22 protein-coding genes are annotated in these 24,550 nt (G+C 64.3%); 5 read left to right on the top strand and 17 right to left on the bottom strand.

Annotation, left to right across the window (positions count from 1 at the left end):
• Nucleotides 1-144: 144 nt before the first annotated feature.
• Complete coding sequence (locus ACYQ4W_RS13920; RefSeq protein WP_459857776.1) at nt 145-1,665, top strand: B12-binding domain-containing radical SAM protein; 1,521 nt, start codon at nt 145-147, stop codon at nt 1,663-1,665.
• Between the two features lie 16 nt (nt 1,666-1,681).
• On the opposite strand, the gene ACYQ4W_RS13925 is transcribed toward ACYQ4W_RS13920, so the two are convergent.
• From ACYQ4W_RS13925 to ACYQ4W_RS13990, 14 genes are all read right to left on the bottom strand, one after another.
• The gene (locus ACYQ4W_RS13925) at nt 1,682-2,197 is read right to left on the bottom strand and encodes a hypothetical protein (RefSeq protein WP_459857778.1); all 516 of its coding nucleotides are present in this window, start codon (nt 2,195-2,197) and stop codon (nt 1,682-1,684) included.
• On the bottom strand, nt 2,194-2,715 hold the full coding sequence (locus tag ACYQ4W_RS13930; RefSeq protein ID WP_459857780.1) for a hypothetical protein: 522 nt from the start codon (nt 2,713-2,715) through the stop codon (nt 2,194-2,196). The genes ACYQ4W_RS13925 and ACYQ4W_RS13930 overlap by 4 nt, the downstream gene beginning before the upstream one ends.
• Before the next feature lie 41 nt (nt 2,716-2,756).
• The gene (locus ACYQ4W_RS13935; RefSeq protein WP_459857782.1) at nt 2,757-4,550 is read right to left on the bottom strand and encodes a thiamine pyrophosphate-binding protein; all 1,794 of its coding nucleotides are present in this window, start codon (nt 4,548-4,550) and stop codon (nt 2,757-2,759) included.
• 16 nt (nt 4,551-4,566) lie between these two features.
• Complete coding sequence (locus ACYQ4W_RS13940) at nt 4,567-5,253, bottom strand: class I SAM-dependent methyltransferase (protein ID WP_459857784.1); 687 nt, start codon at nt 5,251-5,253, stop codon at nt 4,567-4,569.
• 10 nt (nt 5,254-5,263) lie between these two features.
• Entirely contained in the window at nt 5,264-6,136 is an 873-nt protein-coding gene (locus ACYQ4W_RS13945) for an SDR family NAD(P)-dependent oxidoreductase (protein WP_459857786.1), read from the bottom strand.
• 4 nt (nt 6,137-6,140) lie between these two features.
• A complete protein-coding gene (locus tag ACYQ4W_RS13950; RefSeq protein ID WP_459857788.1) occupies nt 6,141-7,202 on the bottom strand; it encodes an alpha-ketoacid dehydrogenase subunit beta in 1,062 nt (353 codons plus the stop codon).
• Nucleotides 7,202-8,182, bottom strand: a complete 981-nt coding sequence (locus ACYQ4W_RS13955) for a thiamine pyrophosphate-dependent dehydrogenase E1 component subunit alpha (RefSeq protein ID WP_459857791.1) — start codon at nt 8,180-8,182, stop codon at nt 7,202-7,204. The genes ACYQ4W_RS13950 and ACYQ4W_RS13955 overlap by 1 nt, the downstream gene beginning before the upstream one ends.
• 9 nt (nt 8,183-8,191) lie before the next feature.
• Complete coding sequence (locus ACYQ4W_RS13960) at nt 8,192-9,163, bottom strand: NAD-dependent epimerase/dehydratase family protein (RefSeq protein WP_459857793.1); 972 nt, start codon at nt 9,161-9,163, stop codon at nt 8,192-8,194.
• Nucleotides 9,164-9,187: 24 nt separating this feature from the next.
• Nucleotides 9,188-10,177, bottom strand: a complete 990-nt coding sequence (locus ACYQ4W_RS13965) for an NAD-dependent epimerase/dehydratase family protein (RefSeq protein WP_459857796.1) — start codon at nt 10,175-10,177, stop codon at nt 9,188-9,190.
• A 9-nt stretch (nt 10,178-10,186) separates the two neighbouring features.
• Nucleotides 10,187-10,762 carry an SIS domain-containing protein gene (locus ACYQ4W_RS13970; protein ID WP_459857799.1) on the bottom strand — a complete coding sequence of 192 codons (576 nt, stop codon included), beginning with the start codon at nt 10,760-10,762 and terminating at the stop codon, nt 10,187-10,189.
• 301 nt (nt 10,763-11,063) lie between these two features.
• Nucleotides 11,064-12,674 (bottom strand): hypothetical protein, encoded by a 1,611-nt coding sequence (locus ACYQ4W_RS13975; RefSeq protein ID WP_459857802.1) that lies wholly within the window; start codon nt 12,672-12,674, stop codon nt 11,064-11,066.
• A gap of 121 nt (nt 12,675-12,795) precedes the next feature.
• Nucleotides 12,796-13,431 (bottom strand): hypothetical protein, encoded by a 636-nt coding sequence (locus ACYQ4W_RS13980; RefSeq protein ID WP_459857805.1) that lies wholly within the window; start codon nt 13,429-13,431, stop codon nt 12,796-12,798.
• 91 nt (nt 13,432-13,522) lie between these two features.
• A complete protein-coding gene (locus ACYQ4W_RS13985) occupies nt 13,523-14,527 on the bottom strand; it encodes a nucleotidyltransferase family protein (RefSeq protein ID WP_459857808.1) in 1,005 nt (334 codons plus the stop codon).
• A 3-nt stretch (nt 14,528-14,530) separates the two neighbouring features.
• Nucleotides 14,531-16,027: a PfkB family carbohydrate kinase gene (locus ACYQ4W_RS13990; protein ID WP_459857810.1), complete on the bottom strand. Its 1,497-nt coding sequence runs from the start codon at nt 16,025-16,027 to the stop codon at nt 14,531-14,533.
• Nucleotides 16,028-16,651: 624 nt separating this feature from the next.
• Between ACYQ4W_RS13990 and ACYQ4W_RS13995 the strand changes: the two genes are divergently transcribed.
• Nucleotides 16,652-18,682, top strand: a complete 2,031-nt coding sequence (locus ACYQ4W_RS13995) for a hypothetical protein (RefSeq protein WP_459857814.1) — start codon at nt 16,652-16,654, stop codon at nt 18,680-18,682.
• Between the two features lie 1,080 nt (nt 18,683-19,762).
• Here the strand turns inward: ACYQ4W_RS13995 and modA are convergent.
• Both modA and ACYQ4W_RS14005 read right to left on the bottom strand, forming a co-directional pair.
• Nucleotides 19,763-20,524 (bottom strand): molybdate ABC transporter substrate-binding protein, encoded by a 762-nt coding sequence (gene modA, locus ACYQ4W_RS14000; protein WP_459857817.1) that lies wholly within the window; start codon nt 20,522-20,524, stop codon nt 19,763-19,765.
• A 33-nt stretch (nt 20,525-20,557) separates the two neighbouring features.
• A complete protein-coding gene (locus ACYQ4W_RS14005; RefSeq protein ID WP_459857819.1) occupies nt 20,558-21,712 on the bottom strand; it encodes a TOBE domain-containing protein in 1,155 nt (384 codons plus the stop codon).
• A gap of 374 nt (nt 21,713-22,086) precedes the next feature.
• Between ACYQ4W_RS14005 and ACYQ4W_RS14010 the strand changes: the two genes are divergently transcribed.
• The 3 genes from ACYQ4W_RS14010 (at nt 22,087) to ACYQ4W_RS14020 (ending at nt 23,776) form a co-directional block, all read left to right on the top strand.
• Nucleotides 22,087-22,365 carry a hypothetical protein gene (locus ACYQ4W_RS14010; RefSeq protein ID WP_459857821.1) on the top strand — a complete coding sequence of 93 codons (279 nt, stop codon included), beginning with the start codon at nt 22,087-22,089 and terminating at the stop codon, nt 22,363-22,365.
• 95 nt (nt 22,366-22,460) lie between these two features.
• Nucleotides 22,461-22,904, top strand: coding sequence for a tRNA (N6-threonylcarbamoyladenosine(37)-N6)-methyltransferase TrmO (gene tsaA / locus ACYQ4W_RS14015; protein WP_459858561.1), 444 nt, complete (start codon nt 22,461-22,463; stop codon nt 22,902-22,904).
• A gap of 8 nt (nt 22,905-22,912) precedes the next feature.
• A complete protein-coding gene (locus ACYQ4W_RS14020) occupies nt 22,913-23,776 on the top strand; it encodes an alpha/beta fold hydrolase (RefSeq protein WP_459857823.1) in 864 nt (287 codons plus the stop codon).
• Nucleotides 23,777-23,938: 162 nt separating this feature from the next.
• Here the strand turns inward: ACYQ4W_RS14020 and yedF are convergent, their stop codons facing one another.
• Nucleotides 23,939-24,547: a sulfurtransferase-like selenium metabolism protein YedF gene (gene yedF / locus ACYQ4W_RS14025; RefSeq protein WP_459857825.1), complete on the bottom strand. Its 609-nt coding sequence runs from the start codon at nt 24,545-24,547 to the stop codon at nt 23,939-23,941.
• Between the last annotated feature and the right edge of the window lie 3 nt (nt 24,548-24,550).

Consider the following 24,550-nt stretch of genomic DNA (forward strand, 5'->3'; position numbering starts at 1 on the left):
ATGAAATAGATGAATATAGCTTGACGAACGCAGATGCTTAACCTAAGTGGACCCATAAGGCAAGTTCGTGTTTTCTCAGTGTGTAACTGCCAAGTTAGGCAGTCTCCTGCATCACGTTCCTAAAGCACCAAGCGAGGTCAAGCTGTGAGCACTTCAAGCAAAGCAAAAGTGGTCCTTGTCATACCTAACAGCCGGTGGTTCGGTAAACGGGAATGGCTCTGCCTGCCCTATGCGGCGCTCCTGCTCACTGCCTTGCTCAAGGAAGCTTTCGATTTCCGGGTTCTGGACGCCAACGGTGAAAACTACACCCAGGCGGAACTCGAAGCCCACCTGGGTGACCTTGCCCCGGAGGCTGTGCTCATCACTGCGGGCTCCGTCGAGTATTACCGCCAGGCGCACGAGGCTGCGGCAGTGGCGCGCAAGGCCTGTCCCGAGGCCGTCATCGTCATGGGCGGCATCTATCCCACCGTGATGCCCGAGGAGGCCGGCAAAGACACCAACATTGACTGGATCTTCCTCAACCACGCCGAGGAGCGTGTCGAGCCCTTCCTCCGCTTGGCCCTGGCCAAAGACGTCGAGGCCCTGCGGAAGTTCCCTGGGCTGGCCTTCCGCAACGAGCTGGGCTTCGTCGAGGAGCACCCGACGGATAAGCACATCGGGGAAGTCAAGGAGATGGTCAAGCCCGACTACTCGTTGGTCAACCTCAAACCCTATCTTGCCCAAAACAGTCTCGCCTACCAGATGAACTCCGAGCGGCCCGCCGCCTTCGTCATCTCCTCATATGGTTGCCCGAGCAACTGCCTGTTCTGTGCCTCGCGCACCATCAGCGGTCGTCGCACGGTGTTCCGCCCACTTGATCATGTGTTGGAGGAAATTGAATTTCTTGTGCGGGAGCACAACGTCGGTGAAATCGTATTCCTGGATGACGCGCTGCTCCTGAAGCGCTCGCGGCTCATCGAGCTGGTGCAAACGATGAAGGACCGTGGCTGGAATCTCCGCTGGAAGGCTGCTTCTGTCGCCGCGTGGCACCTTGACGACGAACTGCTCCAAATCATGAAGGACACCGGCTGCGACCAGATCACCATCTCGGTCGAGTCCGGCAGCCAGCGCGTGCTTTCGGAAATCATCCACAAGCCGCTGAAGCTCGATATCGTTCCTGGAATCGTGAAGAAATGCCGTGAGCTCGGCATCAGCTGCGGCGCGAACTTCGTCATCGGCCTGCCCGGCGAAACGTGGGACGACCTGCGCCAAAGCTTCGCTTTCGCAGAGTCCTGCGACTTCGACCTCAGCCACTTCCACATAGCCACGCCGCTGCCGCGTACCGACCTGTACCGGATCTGCAAAGAAAAGGGCTACCTGCCAAAGGACTTCAGCTTCTTCGATCCCAACTTCTTCGGCTACGCCTACGGCTTCATCACCACCGAGGATTTCACTCCGCTTGAGCTCGCCATTTTGCGCGCCTACGAATGGGACCGTATCAACTTCTCCACACCGGAACGCGTCGCACGCGTGGCTCGCATGTACCACTCCACGCCGGAGCGGTTGGAGGAACACCGCAAGTTCACGCGCCGTCGCCTTGGACTGCACGTGGAAGGCCTGGATGAAGCTATGTTGGTGGAAGCGCGGAAAAAACTTGTGGAGGAAGCTCCCAAATCTCTGCTTTAGAGCTTGCGGGACCGGTCTAGAGGTCGCGACGGCCAAAGAGCAACAACCGCAGTCCATCGATAAGAAGGACCAGGGGCAGTAGCTGCCGCCGCGCCAGGAAAAGGCGTCCCTCCCGACGCACGATCTGACCGCTTCCCAGCAGCCTCTCGATGCGCGCCTTGCGGATGGATTCGGCGTTGTAGCGCCCGAGCATCTCCTGCTCGCTCATGCCCTTCGGGTTTTGGCGCAGCTCCACAAGAATGCGGATGCGCAGCGCCGAGACGTTCAGGGTCATAAAGATGCAGAAGCAGTAGGCGGCAAGCCCGTATATCGCGAGGTTCACAAGCACCAGGGCCATGCCGTCCGCGGTCGGGGCAAGGATGAGCGCCTCGCCCGCAAGCAGGGCAGCCAGCCCAGCCAAAAACCCCAGGGCGATGGAACGCACATAGGCCAAGCCGAAGTGCAGGCACAGCAGCTGCAACACCACGTACACCAGGAACGCGGCCACAGGCAGCGCCAGCCGGACGAAATCGAGTCCCAGGGCGCCGGTCATCCCGGTCTCCCCAGCCCAGTGAAGTTTTGGATGGGCCCCAGCCAGGCCAGCCAGCGCCTGCCGCCCTCGGCCAGCACGTAGCGGCCTCCCTCAAGACGGATCATGTTCTTCTGCAGCATGTACTCCAGCCGCGGCAGCAAAAAGCGCTCGTCGGTGAAGAACGAGGCGAGATCGCCCTCGTCCAGGCCGGCATCGCCGCTGCGCCAAACCTTGCGGATCACCGTGAGGGTCGGGCTGTCGTCGATGACGCCCATGTAGAACAGGAAGTAGAAGGCCAGCAGCGTGCTGGCGTAGAGCGCCAAATGCGCCCCCCGCCAGAGGGTCAGCTGCTCCAGGCCCAGAGCGGCCGTCGGCAGTTGCGGCAAGGCCGCCAAAAGCGCCCCTGCAGCGAGGTAGGCCAGCAGGAAGGCCAGAAGCAGGCGTCCGGGTCTGCGCCAAGCCGTGGAAAGCCGCGCCAGCAAAGTATGCAGGCAAAACCCCAAAGCAAACATGGCCGTGCCGATGACGAGGACGTTCATCGCGGCAGATTCCTCAACACACTGCGCTCCATCAGCACCACCTACTCCTCCATGGTCCTCGAGACGGGAAGCGGCTCGACGATCATCTGCGCGAGGAATTCCTCGCGCGGCATGAGCGGCTCGGCGTCCTCCATGGGACGGCCGAACTTCACCTGCGGCGCCACACGGCAGTCGCGGTGGATGCGCACATTGCAGAGCATGGGACCAGGACAGGCCAGCAGCTTTTCGATGGCTTGGCGCGCCTGGCCGTTGTTCTCCACGGTCACGGTCTCAAAGCCGTAGGCCGCGGCCACGGCCTCGAAGTCCACGTCCGGCAGCCCGCCTTCCACGCTGGAGCCCTCGTAGCGGCTGTCGAGCCACTGGTCCTGGGTCTGGCGGATCATCGAATAGCCGGCGTTGTTCACCAGGATGATTTTTACGGGCAAGCCGTGGCGCTTGGCCGTGGCAAGCTCCTGAATGTTCATCTGCAGGCCCCCGTCGCCGCTGATGGAAAGCACTTGCGCGCGCCCAAGGGCGAAGCAGGCCCCGATGGCCGCGGGCAGGGCATAGCCCATGGGGGTGAAGTTGAAGGCGCTGAAGAGCCGCTGTCCGGGCTGGCGGTCAAATGCCTGCATGGTCCAGGCCAGGGCGCAGCCGGTGTCCACGTAGGTGTGGGTTCCCTGCGGACTCAAGCGCGAAAGGGTTTTGAAGAAATAGTAGGGGTCCACCGATCCAGCCGGCTCCGGGGACAGGGTATCCAGGCCGTAGGCTTCGCGCCAGGCGCCGATGCGCTTTACCCACGGCGCGTAGGCCTGGGCGGGCGGCGTCGGCTGGCGGAGCATGGCCGCCACGAACGTCCCGGCATCGGAATGCACGGCAAGGTCCACCGCAAGGCCAATGCCGGCGAAGCGGTCCAACTCGGCCTTGTCGATGTCCACGAACACGCGCTTGGCCCTGCGGGCGAAGGCGCTCACCGGGTGGGCGGTGTGGTGCGTGTCCATGCGGCAGCCGATGCTCAGCACCAGGTCGGCGTTCTGCACCGTGAAGTTGCCGTTGCGCGAGCCGTGGGTGCCAAAGGTGCCGGCGTACAGCGGATGGCTGTGCGCCGCCATGTCGAGCACGGCCCAGGTGAGCACGAAGGGCGCGCCCAAACGCTCCGCCAGCTCCAGGGCCTGGCGCTCCGCCCCGGCCAGGCGCACACCCCAGCCAAAGATGAGCACCGGACGCTCGGCCGCGGTGAGCAGGCTTTGGCAATGCGCCACGTGCTCCGCCGTCGGCTCGGGGGCAGCCTGCCCGCTTTCGGGGGCAAAGCCTTCCAATTCGTCAGGATCTATGATCTCGCGCTGGAGATTGTCCGGAATGTCCACCAGCACGGGCCCGGGCCGGCCGCTCTTGGCGATGAACACGGCGCGCTCCAGCTCGTGGCGGATGCGTTTCGCGTCCGTTATCAGCACGGCGGACTTGGTGATGGGGCGGAAGATGTCCACGGTGTCGGCTTCCTGGAAGCCCATCTGGCGCACGCCGCTGTCGCCGCGCAGCCGGTAGGTGGAAACCTGGCCGGTGATGAGCAGCAGCGGCACGGAGTCGTAGTAGGCGCAGCCCGCGCCGGTGAGCATGTTCGTGGCCCCGGGGCCGCTGGTGCCAACGGCCACGCCGATGTTGCCGCTGGAGCGCGCGTAGCCGTCGGCCATCATGGCCGCGCCTTGCTCGTGCATGGCGCACACGTAGCTCACCCCGTCGATCTTCGCCAGGGAGTCGAAGAAGTGGGCGGCGGCGCCGCCCGTGACTCCAAAGACCTGATCGACGCCGAGATCCCTGACGAAACAGGCGACGTAGTCCGAAAGCTTCTGGCGCAAGCCCACCTCCGATGCGTTAGACGCGACGTCCCGCGCCGACCGCCCAGATGTAGTGGCACATGGGGGCGTAGCCGGTGTGCAGCACCTCGTCGTTCATGCCGAACATGAACACGTTCTTGAAGTAGCGCGCGGTAAGCTCGCGCAGGGTCTTCTGGCTCTTCAGGTTGATGTGCTGCACGCGGCTGCGCTCGGACTGGTACTGCTCGGCGTGGATGCTGGGAGTGCCCAGGATGATGACGCCGTCGGGCTCGATGCACTCCACCACATGGCGCATGAAGTTCTCTTCCGCCTCGGGGTCGATGTGCTCGATGACGTCGATCATGTACACGGCCTCGACCTTCATGTCGGCGGGCTTCTCGTTCAGGTCCACGCAATGGTAGCTCACGTTCTTGAGGAAGGGCAGGCGGCCCTTCATGCCGTCGAGCAGGCGCTGGTCCCAGTCCAGGCAGCACACCTCGCCCACGGCGCTGGCCACAATGGGCAGGCCGAAGCCGTCGCCGGAGCCCACCTCGGCCACTTTGCCGCGGCCTTCCAGCATTTTGGCGCAGAACTTATAGCGCGCCAGCACAAAAGACATGTGCTTGGGGTCGTTGATCATGCTGTAGGAGGTCCAGGGGCCCAGGGGCAGGCTCTCGGTGTCGAACTGGTAGCAGGTGCCCTGCTGGTAGGCCTCGCGGGCGCTAAGCTTCTTGTCGGACGGCATGCGTCCCTCCTTATTGATCCCCGGCGTGAAGCCAGAGGGCTGTGTCGTTCTTGTGGCGGCGCAGTTTGTACATGTCGCGGTCCGCGGCGAGGGCGGCCAAAAGATCCGCCTCGCTCTCCCCATGCCAATGGTCGTTCACCACGGCGAAGTTCCTGCCGCCGACGCAGGCGCGGTCCTGCCGGAGAACCCACTCCAGGCAGCCGAAAATATCGTCCATGTCCGTGCCGGGCGCATCGCTTTCCAAAAAGCGCCGGGTGCGTTCCAGGTTTTCCCCGGAAAGCGCCCCGCTGGCCAGCGTTTCGGCGTGGATGCCCGTGCGCACCCAGCCCGGCCCCAGGATGGCGGCCTTGAGATCCAGCGTTTCGGCGTCGAGCAGCTCGCACATCTTGATGAGCATGATTTTGGAGAGGCAGTAGGCCGAGTAGTTGTTGGCCGGGCCGTTGGTTCCCGCGCCGGCCAGGAACACGGCCGAGACCTCGCGCCCCTGGCAGCGCAGCGGGTAAAGGGCGTGGAGCGCGCGCAGCTGCTCCACGGCGTTCACCTGCAGCGAATGCGCCCATTGGCCGAAGTCCGTCTCGAAGAACGGGCCGATGGGCTGCATGGTGCCCACGGAGGAAAACAGCGTATCCCAGGCAAGGCCTAAGCCCCGTAGGGAATCCGCAAGACAGGCCACGCCGTCGCCGCTGCCGAGGTCGCACTGCAAGAGATGCAGCCCGGGCCGAGGGGACAGGGCCTTGTCCATACGCGCCTTGTCGCGGTAGGTGCCCACCACGGTGCGGCCGCGGTCGAGAAACCGCGCGGCCATGGCGGCCCCGATGCCGCTGCTGACGCCGAGGATGCAGACCGCCCCGGCCGCGGGAGTCGTTTGGTCGTTGGTGTGCATGGCGCTAGAACGGCCCCTTGAAGCTCAGGTCGGGCACATCGTGCGGACGGGGGCTTTCCGGGTAGAGCAACGCGTGCGGGGCGTCGGCTCTGCCCAGTTGCGAAAGGGCCGCCGCGGCGATGTCGCCCGCGGTGGGGTAATAGTCCTTGCTCAGGGAGGGTGCCGTCGGCAGGGGGTGGTCCGGCAGCGTGACGCGGACCGGCGCGGCCTTGAGGTCCGCGAAGGCGCGCTCCGCCGCAAGGGCGACCAGTTCTCCGGCCACGCCGCACAGGCTCCAGTCCGACTCCGCCGCAACCAGCCTGCCGGTCTTGCGCACGGAGGCCAATAGCGTGTCAGAATCCAACGGGCGCAGGCTGCGCAGGTCGACAACCTCCGCCTGCACGCCCAGCTGCTCCAGCATCTCTGCCGCGCGCAGGCATTCGTAGGTCATGTGCGAGAAGGCGGCCAAGGTGACATCCGCGCCCTGACGAACGATGCGCGCCTTGCCGATGGGCGTTTCGTACAGCTCTTCCGGCACTTCGTCGGCGATGTTGTGCAGCCAGCGGTGCTCCAGGTAGACCACGGGGTTGTCGTCACGGATGGCGGCGGCCAAAAGCCCTTTGGCGTCGCGCGGGGAAAACGGCGCCACCACCTTGAGGCCCGGAATGTGGGCGAACCAGGAGTGCAGGCTCTGCGAATGCTGCGGCCCCTGGCCCCAGCCCCGCCCGATGACCAGACGCACCACCAGCGGCACGCGGGCCTGCCCGGCGAACATGTAGTGCCACTTGGCGGCCTGGTTCACCAGCTGCTCCATGGCCAGCAGGGCGAAGTCCACCCGCTGGTGGGTCATTACCGGCCGCATGCCCATGATGGCCGAGCCGATGGCGATGCCGGTCATGCCGTTTTCAGCCACGGGCATGTCCAGCACGCGGTTGGCTCCGTGCTTCTCGCGCAGGGCCGTGGTGGTGCCGAAAATGCCGCCCGGGTCGGGCACGCCAAGCCCCATCAGGTAGACGGAAGGATCGGCGGCCAGGCACTGGTCCGTGGCCTCCCAAATGGCTTTGCCGAAGGAAAGGGTGCGCGCCATCAGTGTGCCGCCTCCGCGTACAGGTGCATGGTGGAAACGGCCGGATCCGCGGGCGCGGCGGCCTTGGCCCGGGCCAGGGCGTCGGCGACGGCGGCGGCGATGGAGCCGCGCAGCGCGTCCAGCTCCTGCTGCGGCACGTCAGCGTCCAGCAGAACCCTGGTCAGCGCATCCACGGGGCAGCGCTTCTTCCACAGCTCGAAGTCCGCAGCGCTGCGGCAGCACAGGTGATGGTCGTCGTTCGGGCCGCAGTGCTCCAGCCAGCGGTAAGTGGACAACAGCAGGAAGGACGGCCCCTGCCCCGCCCGCGCCCGGTCCACGGCACGTTTGCACAGGGCGTGCACGCCCAGGGCGTCGTTGCCGTCGCCGGAATCGACGTGCAGCGTATGGGCCCGAGCAAGATCCTCCAGGCGCAGGCCTGCGGCGCGGCGCTCGTCAAGCGGGGTGTTCACCGAGAAGCCGTTGTCCTCGCAAACGTAGACTATGGGCAATTTGTGCAGGGCCGCGAACTGGACGCTCTCGTGGAACACGCCCTCCTCGGTGGAGCCCTCACCCAGAAAGACCATGCTCACACGCTTCTCCCCCCGCAGATGCGAGGCGAACGCCGTGCCCGTGGCGATGGGCATGGTGCTGCCCACGATGGGAACGGCGCCGAGGAATCCGGCCTGCATGTCGATGAGGTGCATGGACCCGCCCTTGCCCAGGCAGCAGCCGTCCGCCTTGCCGTAAATCTCGGCCAGCATGGCGTACAGGTCGCCGCCCTTGGCCAGATAATGGCCGTGCGAGCGGTGCGTGCTCATGACCACGTCGCCGGGGTCCAGCGCGGCGCAGGCCCCGGCGGCGATGGCCTCCTGCCCGATGCACAGGTGCACGGGGCAGCGCATCTGCTGCTCGGCGTAGGCGGTGGCGATGTGCTCTTCCGTCAAGCGGATGAGCAGCATCCTCCGGTACAGGTCGAGGGCGAGGGCGGTGTCAAGCGACATTTCGCTCTCCTAGGCCGAAGCCCCGACGCCAAGCACTGCATCCAGATCGCCCAGCTTCTTCATGGTGCGGATGTTGTAGTGAATGTCGTCATCCACCAGCTTGCCCGCGCGGTAGGCGCTGATGATGTCGTTTATGCCGTCGGCCACGCCGTGCTTGGGAGTGAAGCCCGTCTTGAGCAGCTTGTCGGAGTTGAGCCGGTAGGAGCGCGGGTCGTTGGAAGGCTTGATGGTGATGGTGGCGGGAACGCGCTCCACCACCATGTTGGCGATGTCGAGAATGGAGATGTTCTCGAACCCGGCGTTGTAGATGCCGGTGGACTCGTGGCCCTTGCCCAGGAAGTGGATGAAGATGTCGGTGATGTCCTGGATGTGGACGTTGGGCCGGGTCTGCGCGCCGCCGAGAACGGTGATCTCGCCCTTCACCAGGGCCTGCATGGTCAGCATGTTCACGGCCACGTCGAGCCGGGTGCGGGGCGAGTAGCCACAAACCGTGGCCGGGCGGATGCTGAAGATCTCGATCTGATCCTTGTAGCTCAACAGCACACGCTCGCTGATCATTTTGGTCTTGTTATAGTCGGAAAGCGGCACCAGGGAGAGCTCCTCGGTGACCTGCTCCTCTTCCTTCAGGCCGTACACGCTGCCCGAGCTGGCGAGCATGAACTTCTTCACTCCGCAGGCTATGGCCTTCTCCAGCAGCTGCATGGTGGCCAGGGCGTTCACTTCCCACACGAGCTTGGCGTTCAGGTCGCCGCAGGGGTCGTTGGCCACGTTGGCCAGGTGGATGATGGCGTCCACGCCGTCCATGGGAATGGTGTCGACGTTGCGGACGTCGCCGGTGACCACGGTGAGGCCTTTGGTCGGGGCCAGCATGTTGCCGAACCACATGATGTCCACCGCGATGACCTCATGGCCGAGGCCAAGAAGCTTGGGGACCAGGACGTTGCCGATGTAGCCGCAGCCGCCGGTGACGAGAATGCGCATGGATGTGCTCCCTTTGCGATGGAATTAAGGTTTGTGGACGTAGTTCGGATTCAGGGCCGAGAGGGCGTCCAGATTGTCCCGGACCCAGGCGATGGTGTCGTCGATGCCTTCCTCCAGGCCGATCATGTCGTTCCAGCCCAGAGTGTTGCGGGCCTTCGAGGCGTCGAGCAGATAGGCGGCGTCCTTGCCCAGGCGCTCGCCCACGATCTCCACGTGGTCCTCGAACTTCACGCCCACCCGCGCGGCGATCATCTCCACCAGTTCGCGGATGGAGATGTTGCGCGTGGTGGAAAGGTGGTAGATTTCCGGCGCGGGTGCGCTGCGGGCGATCTTGAGGGTGCCGTCGGAAACGTCGCGGATGTGGATGAACGAGCGCACCGAGTGCCCGCCGCCGTGCAGTTGCAGCTTGCGGCCGGTAAGGAAGAACAGGATGGTGCGGGGAATGATGCGGTAAAGCTGCTGCGCCGGGCCGAAGACGTTGGCCGCGCGGGTGAACACCACGGGGAACTTGTAGGCCTTGTAGAAGCTCATCAGGCTCATGTCGCCCGCGGCGCGGGAAACGGCGTACGGCGTGCTGGGGTTGTAGTTCGTGCTCTCGGGCACCAGGCCTTCGCAGGTGCCGTACACCTCCGGCGTGGAGATGTGCACGTACTTCTTCATGCAGTCGAGCTTGCGCAGGCGGTCGTGCAGGGCCACGGTGGCCACTGCGTTGGTCTGGAACCATTGCTCGGGGTTGGCCCAGCTCTCCGCCACCATGGACTGCGAGGCGAAATTCACCACGTAGTCGGGCTTTTCGGCCTGCATCACCTCGATCATGCGGTCAAGGTCATGGTTCAGGTCCAGCTTCATGAACCGGAAGGGCGCGCCCTGGCGCTTTTTGTAGGGCAGGAAGGCGGCGTGCGGCTCCTCGGAGCGGCTCATGCCGATGACGTCGAGCCCCTGCTCCAGGCAGTAGTCGGCAAAGCTCGCGCCGGAGAAGGAATTGCTGCCGATGACGACGACTTTTTCGCTCATGGATTGGTTTTATCCTTTTTCTGCGAGGAATTGACATTCGATGGCGGCGTGCAGAAGGGCCTCGTGCCCGACTTCCGCAATGCCGTAAAGGCTTGAAGGCAGGTAGAACGACACGTCCGCCGCGTGGTTCCACAGCAGGTTCGTGTCGGAAAAGGCGGAGAGGGTGACCAGACGCAGCCCCTGCGCCACAGCAAAATCGGCGCAGGCCAGTATGTTGGCCGAATTGCCCGAACTGGAAATGGCGATGAGCAGGTCTCCCGCGCGCGCAAGCCGCGCCAGCGGCCTGGCGTAGATCTCGGCGTAGCCGAAATCATTGGCCATGCAGGTCATGAGCGAGGGATCGCTCAACACCTGCGAGCGCATGCAAAGCTTGTTCATCACGTCCTGGGAAAGGTGCGAGCAGATGGCGCAGCTGCCGCCGTTGCCCACCCACCATACCGTGCCGCCCCGTTCGCGCGTGGCGCGGAAAAGGTCGCCGATGGCCACGTATGCGGCGGGGAGGTCCGCCGCGGCGCCGCATACTTTGGATTTTGTCTTGCAGCAGATATCGCCAAGCGATTTGAGCCACTCAATAGGTTCGATCACAAAGACCCCGTCAGCGATAGAGTGTAGTCGGCTAGCGCCACAAAGGGTCTCCAGAACCCGTTTTCAGGACAACCGAATTTCCTTTGCGGCACGATGCGTAGGATGGCAATTGCCAACAAAGAATTATATTTTGCATTGTCCGCCTTGTCAAGGTGCGACGGGTTGCGGCAGGCTTGGTCCGCGCGCGCTTGCCGCGCCCCCAATTGGCCTATGCCGGAATGTGGGGGACGGGCCGCATTCAGCCCTGTCCGCGCCGCACGCGAAGCCCGACAGCCGACAGGGGTCATCCTGCGGCGCCACGTCACTTCACCAGCAGCAGCCCGCTTGGATCGGAAAACACCACAACGTAGCCGGGGTATTGGGATCCGAACTTTGCCCATTTCGAAGTGTCCGTCAAGATTGCCGGATGGAACGTTGTAATATGGTCATGCAGCTCTTGGTTGAGGCTGCCGTAGATCGTGTCGTTGTAGAGCTGATAGTCTCCGTAGAGCGGGTGGAACAGGTAGTGGTTCGTCACCATTGTGAGGTAAAGCGGTTCGTTTATTCCGAGCATGACGACATCGTGGGGGCCAGCCTGGGAGTTGATCTCGCGATCGAAGGCTTCCTTGAAGCGGTCCAGCCGCTGCACCTCTTCCTGGGACGAAAAACGTATTCCGGCCAGGGGCCCCTGCCGCACGGGCGAGACAAACGATTCGAGCCGCAGCTTCGCCTCCGCGTAGCGCGTGGCCGCGGGGGGAATAATCAGAGCCGCAAGGACCAGACCAAACACCACCTTGGGCATGTGGGTGATGCGCGTGAGTCCAAGGTATGCCCAGCACCAAAGGATGGCGCGGTACAGGAGCCAGAAGCAAACGCCGAACATGGGGGCGCAGCTCCAATACACGTGCCCGATTCCCGGAACGGGATAAAACTGCGCCCAGGAGGCGAGGCAGGCAACGAGCATCATCCACAGCGCCGTGTCCCGCGGGGGCGTGGGCTTGCGGCGAAGAAACCGGAAGGAGAAGACGAGGAATCCGGCGAGCACGCCCAGAGGCATCATTTGCAGGATGACCGGTATTTGGCAGGGACCGCTGTTGATGTCCTTGAGCACAAGCAGGTTGCTGACCATCTGGGACAGCTTGAACCCACCGCCGAAGCTGCGCGCCCAGGCCGCCGCGAAAACCACGTTTTGCAGCCACCAGCTCTGCAGCGCGTCGTTGATGGCAAGCCAACCCAGTATCGAGGCCAGCACTGCGGCGAACCCGGCGCAAAACGCGGCCGCCCACGCCAGCGCACGCCGCAGGGGCGTTTGCCGGGCGACCAGAAGCAAAAATATGGCGCCCACCACGGCCACGGAAAGATACGCGCCAACGTTCTGCTTGGAGAAGCAACACAAGCACGCGGCGGCCCCGGCCAGGGCGAAGAGCGCAGCCTTGTCCTTCTGCTGGCCAAGCACCATGCCATACAGGCTGAGCGCCTGGAAGAAGAGGGCAAAAGTGCTGGCCCAGGCCAGGTACGGATGCACGAAATGCCATGACAGCAGGCACAACGCCAGGGCGGCCGCCAGCGCCAGCCAGCGCGCCATGAAGCGGTCCCAGGTGAGGAAGAGCACGGAAACGGTCAGCGATGCGGCAATGGCCGCGGCGACCTTCGCCACCAGCAGGTATCCGCCGAAGAGCCTGATGCCCAGCGCGATGAGCAGCACAGAAATCGGGCCGTAGGAACAGTAGCTCTCTTTGAAGAGCATCTTTCCTTCGACAAGGTCCAGGGCAGGCTTGAACAGCACGGCCTCGTGGGTGAAGTCGAACAGGCCGGCGCCCACAAAGGGCAAATGCAAAGCGAGCGAGAGCGCGCACAGCGCCGCCGCCGTCAGCAACGCGCCGCCAAGGCGGCCGTCGCCTGATGGTTGCAGAGATCCCGAACGCAAGCCCATGTGCCTGTTCTCCGATTATGTTGATGGCCCGAGCCGGCCGCGGCGCGGCTGGGCGCAGGCAGCACTTCAGTCTTGGAGGCCTTGCCGCTGGCGCTTGCCCCCGCCGGCACTGCCCCGACGCCTACTTTTTGGCCGCCCCCTGATCCGAGGTCGCGTTGGCCGTGGCGTTGTCGGCCCGGGCGCCGCCCAGCGACTGGAACAAGGGGGCGAACTCCGCTGCGACCGGCGTCAGCTTCGTCACGATGCCGCGCATCTCGATCCTGGTCTTTTCCACCTTTTCGTCGGGCCATTTGGCGATGTTGTGCACGTTGCGCTCCATGTCGCCGCCTACGTTGGCGAGGACTAGCCCCACGTTCTTGCCCGCGTTGGAGAGCATGCTGCCGAGGTACAACCCGGACAACAGCAGCATGAGGGAGACGACCAAGGCCTTGATGGCGAAAGGGGTGAGGGCTTCGCGGAGCGATCTGCGTCCGGCGGCCGCGCCTTCCTGATAGCCGAAAGGACGTCCGCCCGGTGCGATGATCCACCCCGTAAGCTGCAGGTCGTAGAGTTCGCGGATCCACTTCACCCGGGCGCTTTGCAGGTCCTCCAGCAACCGCGTGGGGTCCGAGCCGGAGAGGTGCAGCCCCAGCTCAGGAATTCCGGCCAGATATCTGTCGCCCCTGCGCACCATCCGCACCTCGTATTCCAGGGCGAGGTAGTGGTCGAGCGGGAGATGGGGGGGGCTGCCCGGTGCGGGGATTTCTTGTGTCTGCATAGGCTTGGTTCCTCTCTTGTTCCGTCGTTCAGAGCATTGCCTGTCGTCGGCGGTCGGCCCTGTCGAGAAGACGCTGCCGCCCCGGGCGCCTTCACTGCCGGGCGACGCTGGCCGCAAAGCTCATTGTTCCGTACCGGGCCCGAACGGATGCGGAGGAAAACCCCGGCGGCACCGTGCGGAAAAACAAGATGCATCCGTCACCATGTTGCGCAAGATGCCGGGCGAGCCCGGGCGAGACGTCGATATCGCCGGGGGTGCGTGCGCAAAGCACCGCCGGAAGCGGCAGGTCGCCCCTCGCCTTCGGGTCCACCGGCACAAGAGGAAGATTGGAGGCTTTTGCAAGGGCCTCCGGCAGACCGCGCATCACGTCCTCTCCCAAATTCGCGGCGGCCGGGGGCGGGCCGGGGTATTCCACCTGTGCGGCGAGCAGGCTCGCAACGTTGCCGATGTCGCGGTGGTAGCCGGTGTTTTCCCAGGTTTGGATGCGCCCCATGTAGTGCGGGATGACCTCGGTGCTGAAGTCGACCACGCCGCGCCTCAAGCAGGCGAGGAACTCCACCACCTCCGGCTCCACTATGTACACCGCCGCATTGGCCAAGTCGCCCGGCGGGTTTTCCACTTTCTCGTGGAAGGCGCGCACGACGCCCTGCCCGTCGAGTTCCAGGATGCCGCAGGTCTTCGGGCTGTCGGTGCGGAAGCTCATCATGGTCATGGCGCAGCCGGGGGTGCGGTTGGCGTGGGCGGCCGCAAAGGCGCCCATGTCCGCCGAGCAGAGATTGTCGGCGTGCACCAGCATGACCGGCCCGTCGCCGACGAAGCCGCGGTTGGCCAGCAGCGTGCCCCCGGTTCCGAGCAGCTCGGCCTCGTGGACCATGCGCACGCGTCCGGCCCAGCGCGTCGTCTCAAGCCAGCCGCGCACCACGTCCGGCAAGTAATGCGTGTTCACCAGAACGTCCGCAATGCCCGCCTCGTCCATGGCTTGCAGCCAATACGCCAGCAACGGCACGCCGTTCACCGGCATCAGGCATTTGGGCAGCACGTTGGTAAGCGGCGCAAGCCGGGTTCCCAGTCCCGCCGCAAGCAAGATGGCCCGCACGGGCTACCCCAGCAGGGAGGCTGCGTGGCGTTTCACGCTGGTCTTGTCGATGGATTTCTGGTTGCCCAGAATCTCCACGGCGAGGGCTCCGACGATGTTGCCGATGAAGCAGATGAGCTCCGGCTCCATGGCCAGGCACGCCGCCAGCGAGGTGACGGAAAGGAACGCGTCTCCCGCGCCGATGCGGTCGACGATGCGTTTGGCGAAGGCCGGCACGGTGATGTGACGTCCGTCGGCGCAGCGGATGGTGCTGCCCCGCTTGCCGCGGGTGACCACGAAGTCCTTGCAGGAGAGCCTGGGCGCAAGGCTGTCGATCATGGCCGGCACGCTGGCGCGCGTGTCGCGCATTTCCAGGCGCATCTCGTGCTCGGCGATGCTGACGTAGTCGGCGCGGGCGTACTTGGTGACCGTATGGAAGCCGCGATTGCCGGAATTGGCCTGGGCGTTCACCGCCAGAAAAGGCGCTTTGGCTTCCAGTAAGCGGCGCATGGCCGGGCTCACCGCGCCATGGCCAAAGTCCGCCACGATGACGAGGTCGTGCTCGGGCAGGGCCTCCTCAACGGCCTGGCGGAAGCGCTCGTCGCGTTCTTCACACAGTCCAGCGTCTTCCATGAAGTAGATTTCGAAGAGCTTGTTCTGCGTATACCCTTCGATGTAGCGGCGCTTGCGCACGGTGGGGGCATTGCTCTGGGTCGCAAAATGCGCCGAGACGCCGGGATTGAGCTTTTCCTGAATGAAATCACTGTAGCTGTCGTGGTCGCCAAGCACGCTGAACAGGCTGACCTTGCCCGCGAAGTTGGCCACGTGGTTGGCCACGGCGACAATGCCCCCCGCAAAGGTATCCTTGCTGCGGTAGCGCAGCGCCAGGATGGGATCCTTTGAGGAGACGCCGAGGGTATTGCAGTAGCAGTACTCGTCGATGATGGTGTCGCCGATGACCGCCACCTTGAGCTGGCTCATGGCGTCGAGGGCCGCCTCAACCTGCGCCAAAGTGAAGCGTGTCTTGAAGAGCTTCAGGTATTCCAGCACCTCATCCCCAAAGTTGGACAAGAACTTGTTGATGCCCAAGGTGGAGAGGAAGTCCGGGGCGGAAGTGCGGCGGAACTCTACGCCATATTTCAGGCAGGCGGCTTCCTCGGCCTCGGTTCCGCCCTCGCCGTCGTCCTCACCCATGGTGGCGTATATGTCCGGGCGAATGCGTTCCATGGCCTGATCGAGATCGAGGCCGAGGACGATGAGGTTGATGCCCCCCATGTGCTGCAGCGCTTTTGCACGCAGGCTGTCGGGTATGGGCAGCTCAAATTTTGCGGCGTCGGCATCAGGGGAAAGTGCCACAACGAGCGTTGCGCCCATGGTGCGAGCTTCGCGGAGGTGCTGAATGTGCCCTATGTGCAGGGTCTCAAAACGGCCACAGGTAAGCACAATCGGACGATGAAGCCCGTCACGGCCCTTCGCGAGCCAGTCGGCGTCACATTCAGTTAAAATTTCTGGTGTAATCATAGCGTATTCCTGAGCATCGGGGCCGGTGTGGCCGCCCTGCCGACAACCATATTGGGTTAAGCTGGTAGATCAGCAACCGAAGTGCCCCATCAACCGTTTTGGCTCGGCGCGGGGAGCGTGTTTCTTCTCCGGAGAGCTGTTGGTCCGCCGAGCTTTCTGGGACCATGCGCCGTGGGCGGTGGTCTCGCGGCGAGCTTTTGCCTGAAGCGACATGCCTGTATGACATTGGCGGCATGTTGTCCAGGGTTGGGTGCGAAGCAATACGTAATTATTGGCCCTGCGGGAAGCGGGCCAGCTGGACAAACAACAGGCCGGACTCTGGCCACCTGATGTGTTGCGCCCTCGGTCTTGCATGGGGCACAGCGGGATATTCTGCTGCTGCGAGGGGCATGGCTGGAGAGGGCGGGATTAAGCAACCCGCACAGCAAGCTTTGCCGAGTATGGACCGGGTGGCCCCGCGTTGTTTGGAGGATCTCCACGTATTGTGCTAGGCAGCGCTCCGCAGGCGTGAGGAACCGCTTGGCAAGCTTCGGCAACAACCCTCGACAGCCCAGAATTTGCCTTGGTTTGCGTTTCCTGCTAGATGCATCAAGTTTGTAGTCTTGAGTGCATACTGCGGAGGACATGGTGGCGGACAGACTCTTCGACAAACCTCGGATCAGCATAAACGCTTTGTCGGTGCTTCTCACCGCCTTAGTGCTGACGCTTTCCTCACTGCTTGTGTTTCTTCTTCCCACCCACCTGCCCGAGACCCTGCCGCATCTCGTGAATTACTCCGTGTCCGACAGCGGTCCACAGCGCATGGGGCACAAGCTCATGCTGGTGCTGGTCGCCGTCTCCGGGCTGCTTGTGCTGCCTCTGCACCGCTGGTCTGGCATTTTCCTGGAGGACGCGGCCCGCCGTCTCTCCAGAGCGATTGTCCGGTGCAAGCACCTGCCGACCTGGTCGCTGGCACTCCTGCTCCCCCCTACGCTTGCGGCCTACCAGGGCCCCGGCAAGGATCAGTTCCTGCTCGGCATCGCCCTGTCCCTGGTCTTTGTGCTGTTCAGCGCCCGGCTTGCGCACAGCCGAACAGCCAGAGCGCTCGCCGTCGCCGCGTTCCTGGCCTACGCCGCGCTGCTGCTGCTGCCCGGATTCTACGGGCATTACTCGTTCGGAGAGAATCTCGACCAAGCCGTGCTGCACTATTACGGCGTCTTCGGCTTGGGCTCAACGCTGGAGAGCGGATCGGCGGACGTCCTCTCGCGGACGAGCATTTTTTACGGCTTTGTGGCGCCGACGATTTCAGCCTCCATACAGCACTGGCTCACTCCTCTGCACATGGGCGACTACGTCCGCACGGTCCAGTGGGCGCAAATCGCCTTCACGCTGCTGAGCCTGGCGGGCTACAGACGCCTGGCCCCGCACGCGCCGGTTTGGGCCCTGTTCTGCATGACGCTCTGGCTGCCGTGGATCGGCACGGCAAGCCCCAGCATGCTGGCGCCCACCTCCTCCGGTCTGCGCTTTTTCGGTTTCGCCCTGGCCCCCTTCGTGCTGCTCTCCGCGCGCAACCTGCCCAGGCGCGCCCAGGCCTTGGCTTTCGGCGCCACGGCGGGATTCGCCCTGCTGAATAATCTGGAGACCGGAATCTGCGTCAGCCTGGGTCTTCTCGCCTATGCCGTGCTTGGCGAAAAGGCCAGCCGCATCGGCAGAATGCTGGAGCTCCTTCTGCTTATGGTTTGCGGCATCCTCGTGTCGTTCCTCGCGTTCGCGCTGCTCTTCCGCGTCGGGCTGGGGTACTGGCCCGGCACCACCGTCGAGCGGCTCTTCTCCTTCCTGGGCAATTTCTCCGCGGGGTTCGCGGGGCTGCCCCTGTACTTCGAGATCCTGCTGCTGCCCGTGCTGCCCTACCCCGCCTACCTCGTCATCCGCTCGACCGGCGTATGGCTGGCAAAGGGGCTGAGCGACCGCTTACGCTTCAAGTTCGCCATCTCCATCATGCTGCTGGTGTGGCTGGCCTACTACTTCAACCGTCCGCACCACTGGAACCTCTGGACCCACCTGTACCTCTTGACGTTCCTCATCGTGGATCTGGCCCCCTGGCGGATGCCGCAGGGCGATTCCGCCCGGGGGGGGCTGGGCAGGCTTTTGCGCGCGCCAATCCCCCTGGGGGCGCTGGTGCTGATCTTCATTCTCGGTCCGGCTTCGGTCAACGAAGGCCTGACGCAGACAAAGGGCGCCTGGCGCTCCCTGGCGGAGCGCATAGCCTCCGGCCGGACCTCCACCGGAGAGGATGTATTCTCCGGCATACGGGTCGGCGCGGACTGCGCGCGGGATATGCGCGAGAAGGTGGCGGCCCTGCGGACCTACGCGCAGAAGGGCACCGTGGTCTTCGCCGGCGTGAACCAGTGGATGCTGATCCTGGAATCCGGCATCGTCGTCCCCATGGCGGGGCAGGACATTTTCAACGACAGCTATACCGAGGCGAACTATTTGCGCATGCTCAAAGACCTGCATGCCTACTCCCCGGATACGGTGCTGCTCGGCGCGGACAGTCCGTGCGCGCCGCCCGAAACGACCCGCGCCAATTTCAACGCGTTCCTCGGAGAGGAGCTGGCCCCCCTGTACACCCGAGAGGAACCCGTGGCGGGCTGGATCGTGCTCAAGAAGCGCTGAGGCCGAAAGTTGCTAGCCCACGGTTCCGCAGGCCGCCTTGCCTGCTTCACCGATGGCGCGAGCGGTCTGCTTGAGTCCTATCGGTATGACGGCAAAGGCCGATGGCTTGCCGACATCAACCCGCTGCGCTTCCGCGGCGAACGGCGCTACAGCTACTACAGCCTAGGCGACCGGCCGGGGCAGACAGGGGCCGTTCAGCACGTCACAATAGCGCTGGTTTTCGGAACCTGAAGGTCGAAAGAGGTCGCACAACGCAGTACAACGACGATCCTTTGGGCCTGCTGCTGGCGGTGGATATGCCCGACGGTCGGTGCCGTGAGTACGCTTACGACGCCTACGGCCAGCGCACGGAAAAGCGCGTAGGCGAGCGCATGGTGGAAGCCTGTAGCTGGCTCGAGCCACTGAGGCTCTCGGAATCCAACGACGAGTGCGAGTGGTGACGGCAGGCCTACGACGTAGAGCATGGTGGCCGCGCACCTGTGGGCTTTACTAGCGGCGCAGACTCGTTCCTCATCTATTTCCATAGCTTGGGCCGACGATGGCTCTTGCTGGCCTCGAAAGATACATTATACAAACAATGTGAGACAAGAGCTTCGGCAATCTTTTGCAGATTGGGGGCGATATGGTGCGGCTGCCGCTGAGCTTTGCGGGGGGTTCTTTAAAGCCGACACCAGCTCTACATGTTTTGTCTGGCGCGACTACGACGCGGACACCGGTCGCTTCACCGTCTTGGATCCCATGGGCGCAAAGGGTGGCGACAGGGACTGGTACGGCTACTGCGTGGATGACCTGTTGAACCGGGGGGATGCGTGGAAGGTAGAGGGAGAAAAAACGGGGCGCGGAGCTTTTTTGCTCCACGCCCCATCGACGTTTTTGGGCAAGCCAGCCAGGTGTTCCCTTTCTTCCCTTGACCGGGTTCCAGGGGCGGCGCCTCTGGATTCTTCAGGCGACGCGGGCGGCGCGCCTGGATGCGCCTCCGGCGGCCGGGGGCTGGCCGCCCCCGGACCCGGAGCAATGGTGAACTCATGAGCGGAGCCCGGTGGCTGCGCCCCGGGCTCTCCCTTTTCTACTGCCGCGCCGCTACGGCTTCTTGAATCCGTACGAGTGCAGGACCTTCTGACCCTCAGGGCCGGCCACGTAGTCCACAAAGGCCTTGGCCAGCGGGTTCTTGCTCGTGGCGACGACGGCGATGGGGTAGGTCACGGGCGTGGTGGTCGCGGCCTCTTGCACCAGGCGCACCTTGGCGCCGGCGATTTTGGCGTCGGTGGCGAACACGAAGCCGGCGTCCACTTCGCCGCGGGTGATGTAGTCCAGGGTCTGGCGCACGGACTCGCCGGGCACAAGCTTGGGCTGCAGGGCTTCCCACAGCTTGGCGCTGGTCAGGCACTCTCTGGTGTAGCGTCCGGCGGGCACGGTCTCCGGGTTGCCCAGGGCGATGCGCTTGACGCCAGGCTGCGTCAGGTCGGCGATGCTCTTCACCACGACCTTGGAGTCGGCGGGCTGAATGAGCACCAGGGAATTCTTCACGAAGTCGATGCGGGTGCCGGGCATGATGAGATGCTTGCCGACGGCCTGATCCATGGTTTTTTCGTCGGCGGAGGCGAACACGTCCACCGGAGCGCCGTTTTCGATCTGCCGCAGGAGCGGGCCGGAGGCGGCGAAGTTGGTGGTGACCGTGGTGCCGGGGTGGGCTTTCTCAAAGGCCGCCTTGATGACCTTGAAGGCGTCGGTGAGGCTTGCCGCCGCGGAGACGGTGAGCTCGGCCGCGGAGGCCATGCCCGGAGTCAGGCACAGGGCAAGGGCGAGGACGATGGCGGGGATGGAGGCGAAACGTTTGCGCATGGGGGACTCCTATGTCGAAGGTTGAGTGAGCCGTTATTCGGCGATGAGGATGACGCTCATGGCCTTGAAAAAGAACCAGACCGTGTCGCCCAGTTTCAGGGACAGGGTGTCGACGGATTCATCGGTGATGAGGGCGCACATGGTGGTGCCGTCGTCCAGGGTGCCGGTCACCTCCACGGAAATGCTGTCGCCGTGGATCTTGTTGATGGTGGCGGGAAAGCGGTTGCGCGCGCTCATGAGCGCCCGGCCTTCCTCCTTGGCCAGCAGCACGAAGGGCGCCTTGACGATGGCGGCGATGTTCTTGCCCTCGGAAATGCCCAGATTTCTTGCGCTGTCGTTGGTGATGACGGACACGATCTCCTTGCCGCTTTTGGTCTTGAGGACCACCTCGGTGAGCACGTCTCCGGCGCGCACGCCGGTCACCATGCCGAGAAACGTGTTGCGGGCGCTGGTTCTCATGCCGGGCTCCTTCTGGATGTAGTGATTCAGGATGCGTTTGCTGTCGCCCTCTGAGAACGCATAATAGCCGGAGGTGAGCACCACGCTGGCATGGCCCAGCAGCCGCTGCACCACGGGCAGGGGCACGCCCTGGCGCAAAAGCTCCACCGCGCGCGAGTGGCGCAGCACCGTCGGGTTCAGCAGCTCGCGCGAGAAGGGCACGCGGCTTGATTGCTCGCTGATCTTGCGGCGCACGAAGCCCTGGTCCAGGTGGAACACACGGCTCCGCAGGCTGAGGGCCTCCGGCGTTTCGAGAAAGCGCCGCAGCTGGTCCATGAATGATTTGGGCAGCACGACGCGGCGGTCCTGTTCGTCCGGCCCGGCGCCGCGGATGACCACTTCGTTGGCCTCGAAGTCCAGGTCGCTGGTGTCGTCCAGGGTGAGCACCTCGCCCACCTTTGCGCCGGAGTGCCGCAGCATCAAGTACACCAGCCTGAGCCGCAGGCGCGAGAGGCGTATCTGCGGCGTGCGCGCGGCCGCGGCCCAGGTGTCGATGGCCCTGGTCAGGGCTTCCAGCTGCATGCCGTCAAGGTAGCGCACGCCCTCCGGCACAAAGAACATGCGCGAGGGGCGCGGGTCCCTCGCCCGTTCACAGCCCGGGTCCACGCCGCGGTCGCGCAGAAGCCCGCGCATGGCGCCCAGCAGATCGACGATGGCCTCGTTTTCCAACTCCGACGTCAACGCAAGCACTCGTTGCTCAATTCCACTGGTATCCGTCATCATACCCCCGCTTTGAGTGCCCTGGAGAAAAGCAACGTGCGTGCCAACACACGTGTATAACATTTTGCGTGACAGTATTGCGAATACAATAGACGCAAGGCTTAGGATTGGTGCATAACAGTCTCGGAAAAACAGTGTCAACATGCGCATAATGTCACGCGAAATTGTAATTGCGTGTGAGAACGCGGCCACTGCTACAGAAGCAGGAATGCAAAAATGCATTGGATCTACAAAAGTGTAGGTGGCGTGTGGTGGCAGAAAACGTGGAAGCGCTGGAATAATTGAATGTTTCTCAATATGCCCGGCGGCACAAGACTTGAAATGTCTGGGTGACAGGAGGCAATATGCCGTACTCCATCTTTCTTCTCATCCTTGCGGCGGTGGCCGTGCTGGCCTTGGTCGATGTCGGGCTCGGTCAGGTCCGTCCCGATCCTTACGGCTATGAGGGCAAGACCGTGCGCCTTGGGCTGCGCGAATTCGTGACCCGGCCGCTGCCCATCTTCCTGTTCGGCATTGGGGTGGCCATGCTGCCCGCGCAGTTCGCCGCAGGGGCGGGGTTGCTGCTGCTCGCCGGGGTGCTGGCGTTGCTCGGGCGGCGCGGCCGCAAGGCGGTGAGCGCGTGACTCTCCCGCATCGCGCCGAAGAAGCGGCCCTTGAGGGCTTCCCCGCGGCGGCGGTGGCCTATCAGCCCATCGGCACGCTGCGCTCGCCCCATGCGATGGTCCAGGGCATGCCCATACAGCCCACCGGGGCGCGCGGCATCCTCGGCCACATCGAAGTGGCGCCGGAGTACGCCGCAGGGCTGAAGGACCTGGAGGGCTTCTCCCACGTCATCGTGCTGTATCACCTGCACCAGATACGCGGGTACGAGCTTTTGGTGCGGCCGTTTCTCGATACAACGGACCACGGCATCTTCGCCACGCGCTCCCCAAAGCGGCCCAACGCCATCGGGCTTTCCGTGCTGGAGCTTGCCGGGGTGGAGCTGAGCGAAGCGGGCGGGTTGGTACGCCTGCGCAATGTGGATATTCTCGACGGCACGCCGGTGCTGGACATCAAGCCCTATGTGCCCGCCTTCGATTCCTGGCAGGCCGAGCGCATCGGCTGGTTTGCGGGCAAGGCCGAGGCCGCGGAAACCTGCAAGGCCGACGAGCGGTTCCGCTAGGAGGATCTATGGCCACCATCGTTCTTGTGCACGGAGCATTTCAGGGCGGCTGGGTCTGGAAGTGGGTGGCCGAGGCCTTGGCCGAGCGCGGCCACACGGCGCACCGCCCCACCCTGACCGGCTGCGGGCACCATCGCCACCGGCCGGACCCGCGCGCCGGCCTGCGCGCCTACGTCGACGACATCGTGCAGTACATCGCGGACGAGGGGCTCATCGACGTGGTGCTGGTGGGGCACAGCTATGCCGGGCTCATCTGCTCCGCCGTGGCCGAGGCCATACCCGAAACCGTGGCGCGGCTCGTGCTGGTGGACGGCGTGCTGCCGCAGCCCGGCAAGTCCTTTGCCGACATGGGCGGCTGCCCCTTTGCGAAAATGCTGGCGGAACACGACGCGGGCGATGGCTTGGTGCGCCCCTGGCCGCTGCCGTCATTCGGCGTTGGCGCGGAGGCTTTGCCATGGTTCCAGCAGCGCCTGGGGCTCTTTCCCAAGGCGGCCTTCACCGAGCCCTATCCGGAGACCAGCGCGCCGTGCGCGGCCAAACGGACCTACATCAGCTGCATTCCGGCAAAAAATCCCATGCTGCGGGCCATGGCCGCGCGCGCAGGCGCGGAGGGCTATGAGATGCACGCCCTCATGAGCGGGCACTGCGCCATGATCGCCGCGCCGTTGGAGCTGGCCGGGCTGTTGCACAGCATCATCAAGGGTGCTGGAGCCACAACGGATGCTCCGTCCGACCTGCCGCCCCTGGACCGGCAACTGCTGGAGGACATGCGCCGCCAGCTGCACTGGACCTGCTGCCGCCTGGCCAAGGGCGAGGAAGCCCAGGCCCCGTCGTCGCGCAGCGGCATACAGACGCCGGGCTGCGGCGAATAACCGGCACAAATCGTCCGCTGGCGCCAATGCGAATCGCCGGAGCAGGGAGCGTCCCTGTTCCGGCGATTTGCTTTGCGAAGTCCCACGGGCGTGGTCGGCGCGGCCCCGGGCTGCTCCTGCGCCGAGGGGGCGCTCCAGAGACGGCGGCGCGCGTTTTGAGAGCTACACCTGGATGACCTTGGCCGCCATATCCAGGCTGGTCACCACATCAAGCATGTTCGTGGTCTCGCCCAGCTTCTTTTTCTCCATGAGGCCGAAGAAGCCCAGGCAGGTGCCGCAGACCAGGATGGACACGCCGGACCTGGCCAGGGCTTCGAGCTTCTCCAGGCAGGGGTGTCCTTCGCAGGCCAGCTTCACTCCGCCGTTCACCAGCACGATGCGCCAGAGCTTCTCGCCCAGTTCGGGCAGGGTGCCCAGAAAGTTGAACATGAGCTTGCCGCCCAGTTCGTCGTCGCCTTTGCCGATGGTCTCGGCGGTGATGAACACGGTGGTCTGCTGACCCAATGCGGCGGCGGCCACGGCGGCGCAGGACTCGGCTTGCTGCGCGGGAGTGGCGGCGCGGGTCGCGCTGATGGTCCAGACGCTCATGTCCTGCTGCGAGGTCACGGCAAAGCCCTTGCCGGAAAGCAGGCGCGTGACGTTTTCCAGGGCGGCCGGGTCGTCCACCAGCACGATCAGCGCCAGGGGTGCGTCTTTCTCCAGGCAGTCCATGCAGCGCAGAACCGGCCCGGGGCAGGCCAAGCCCTTGCAGTCCAAGGTGATTGTGCTCATCTA

It is taken from the genome of Humidesulfovibrio idahonensis (assembly GCF_054657715.1).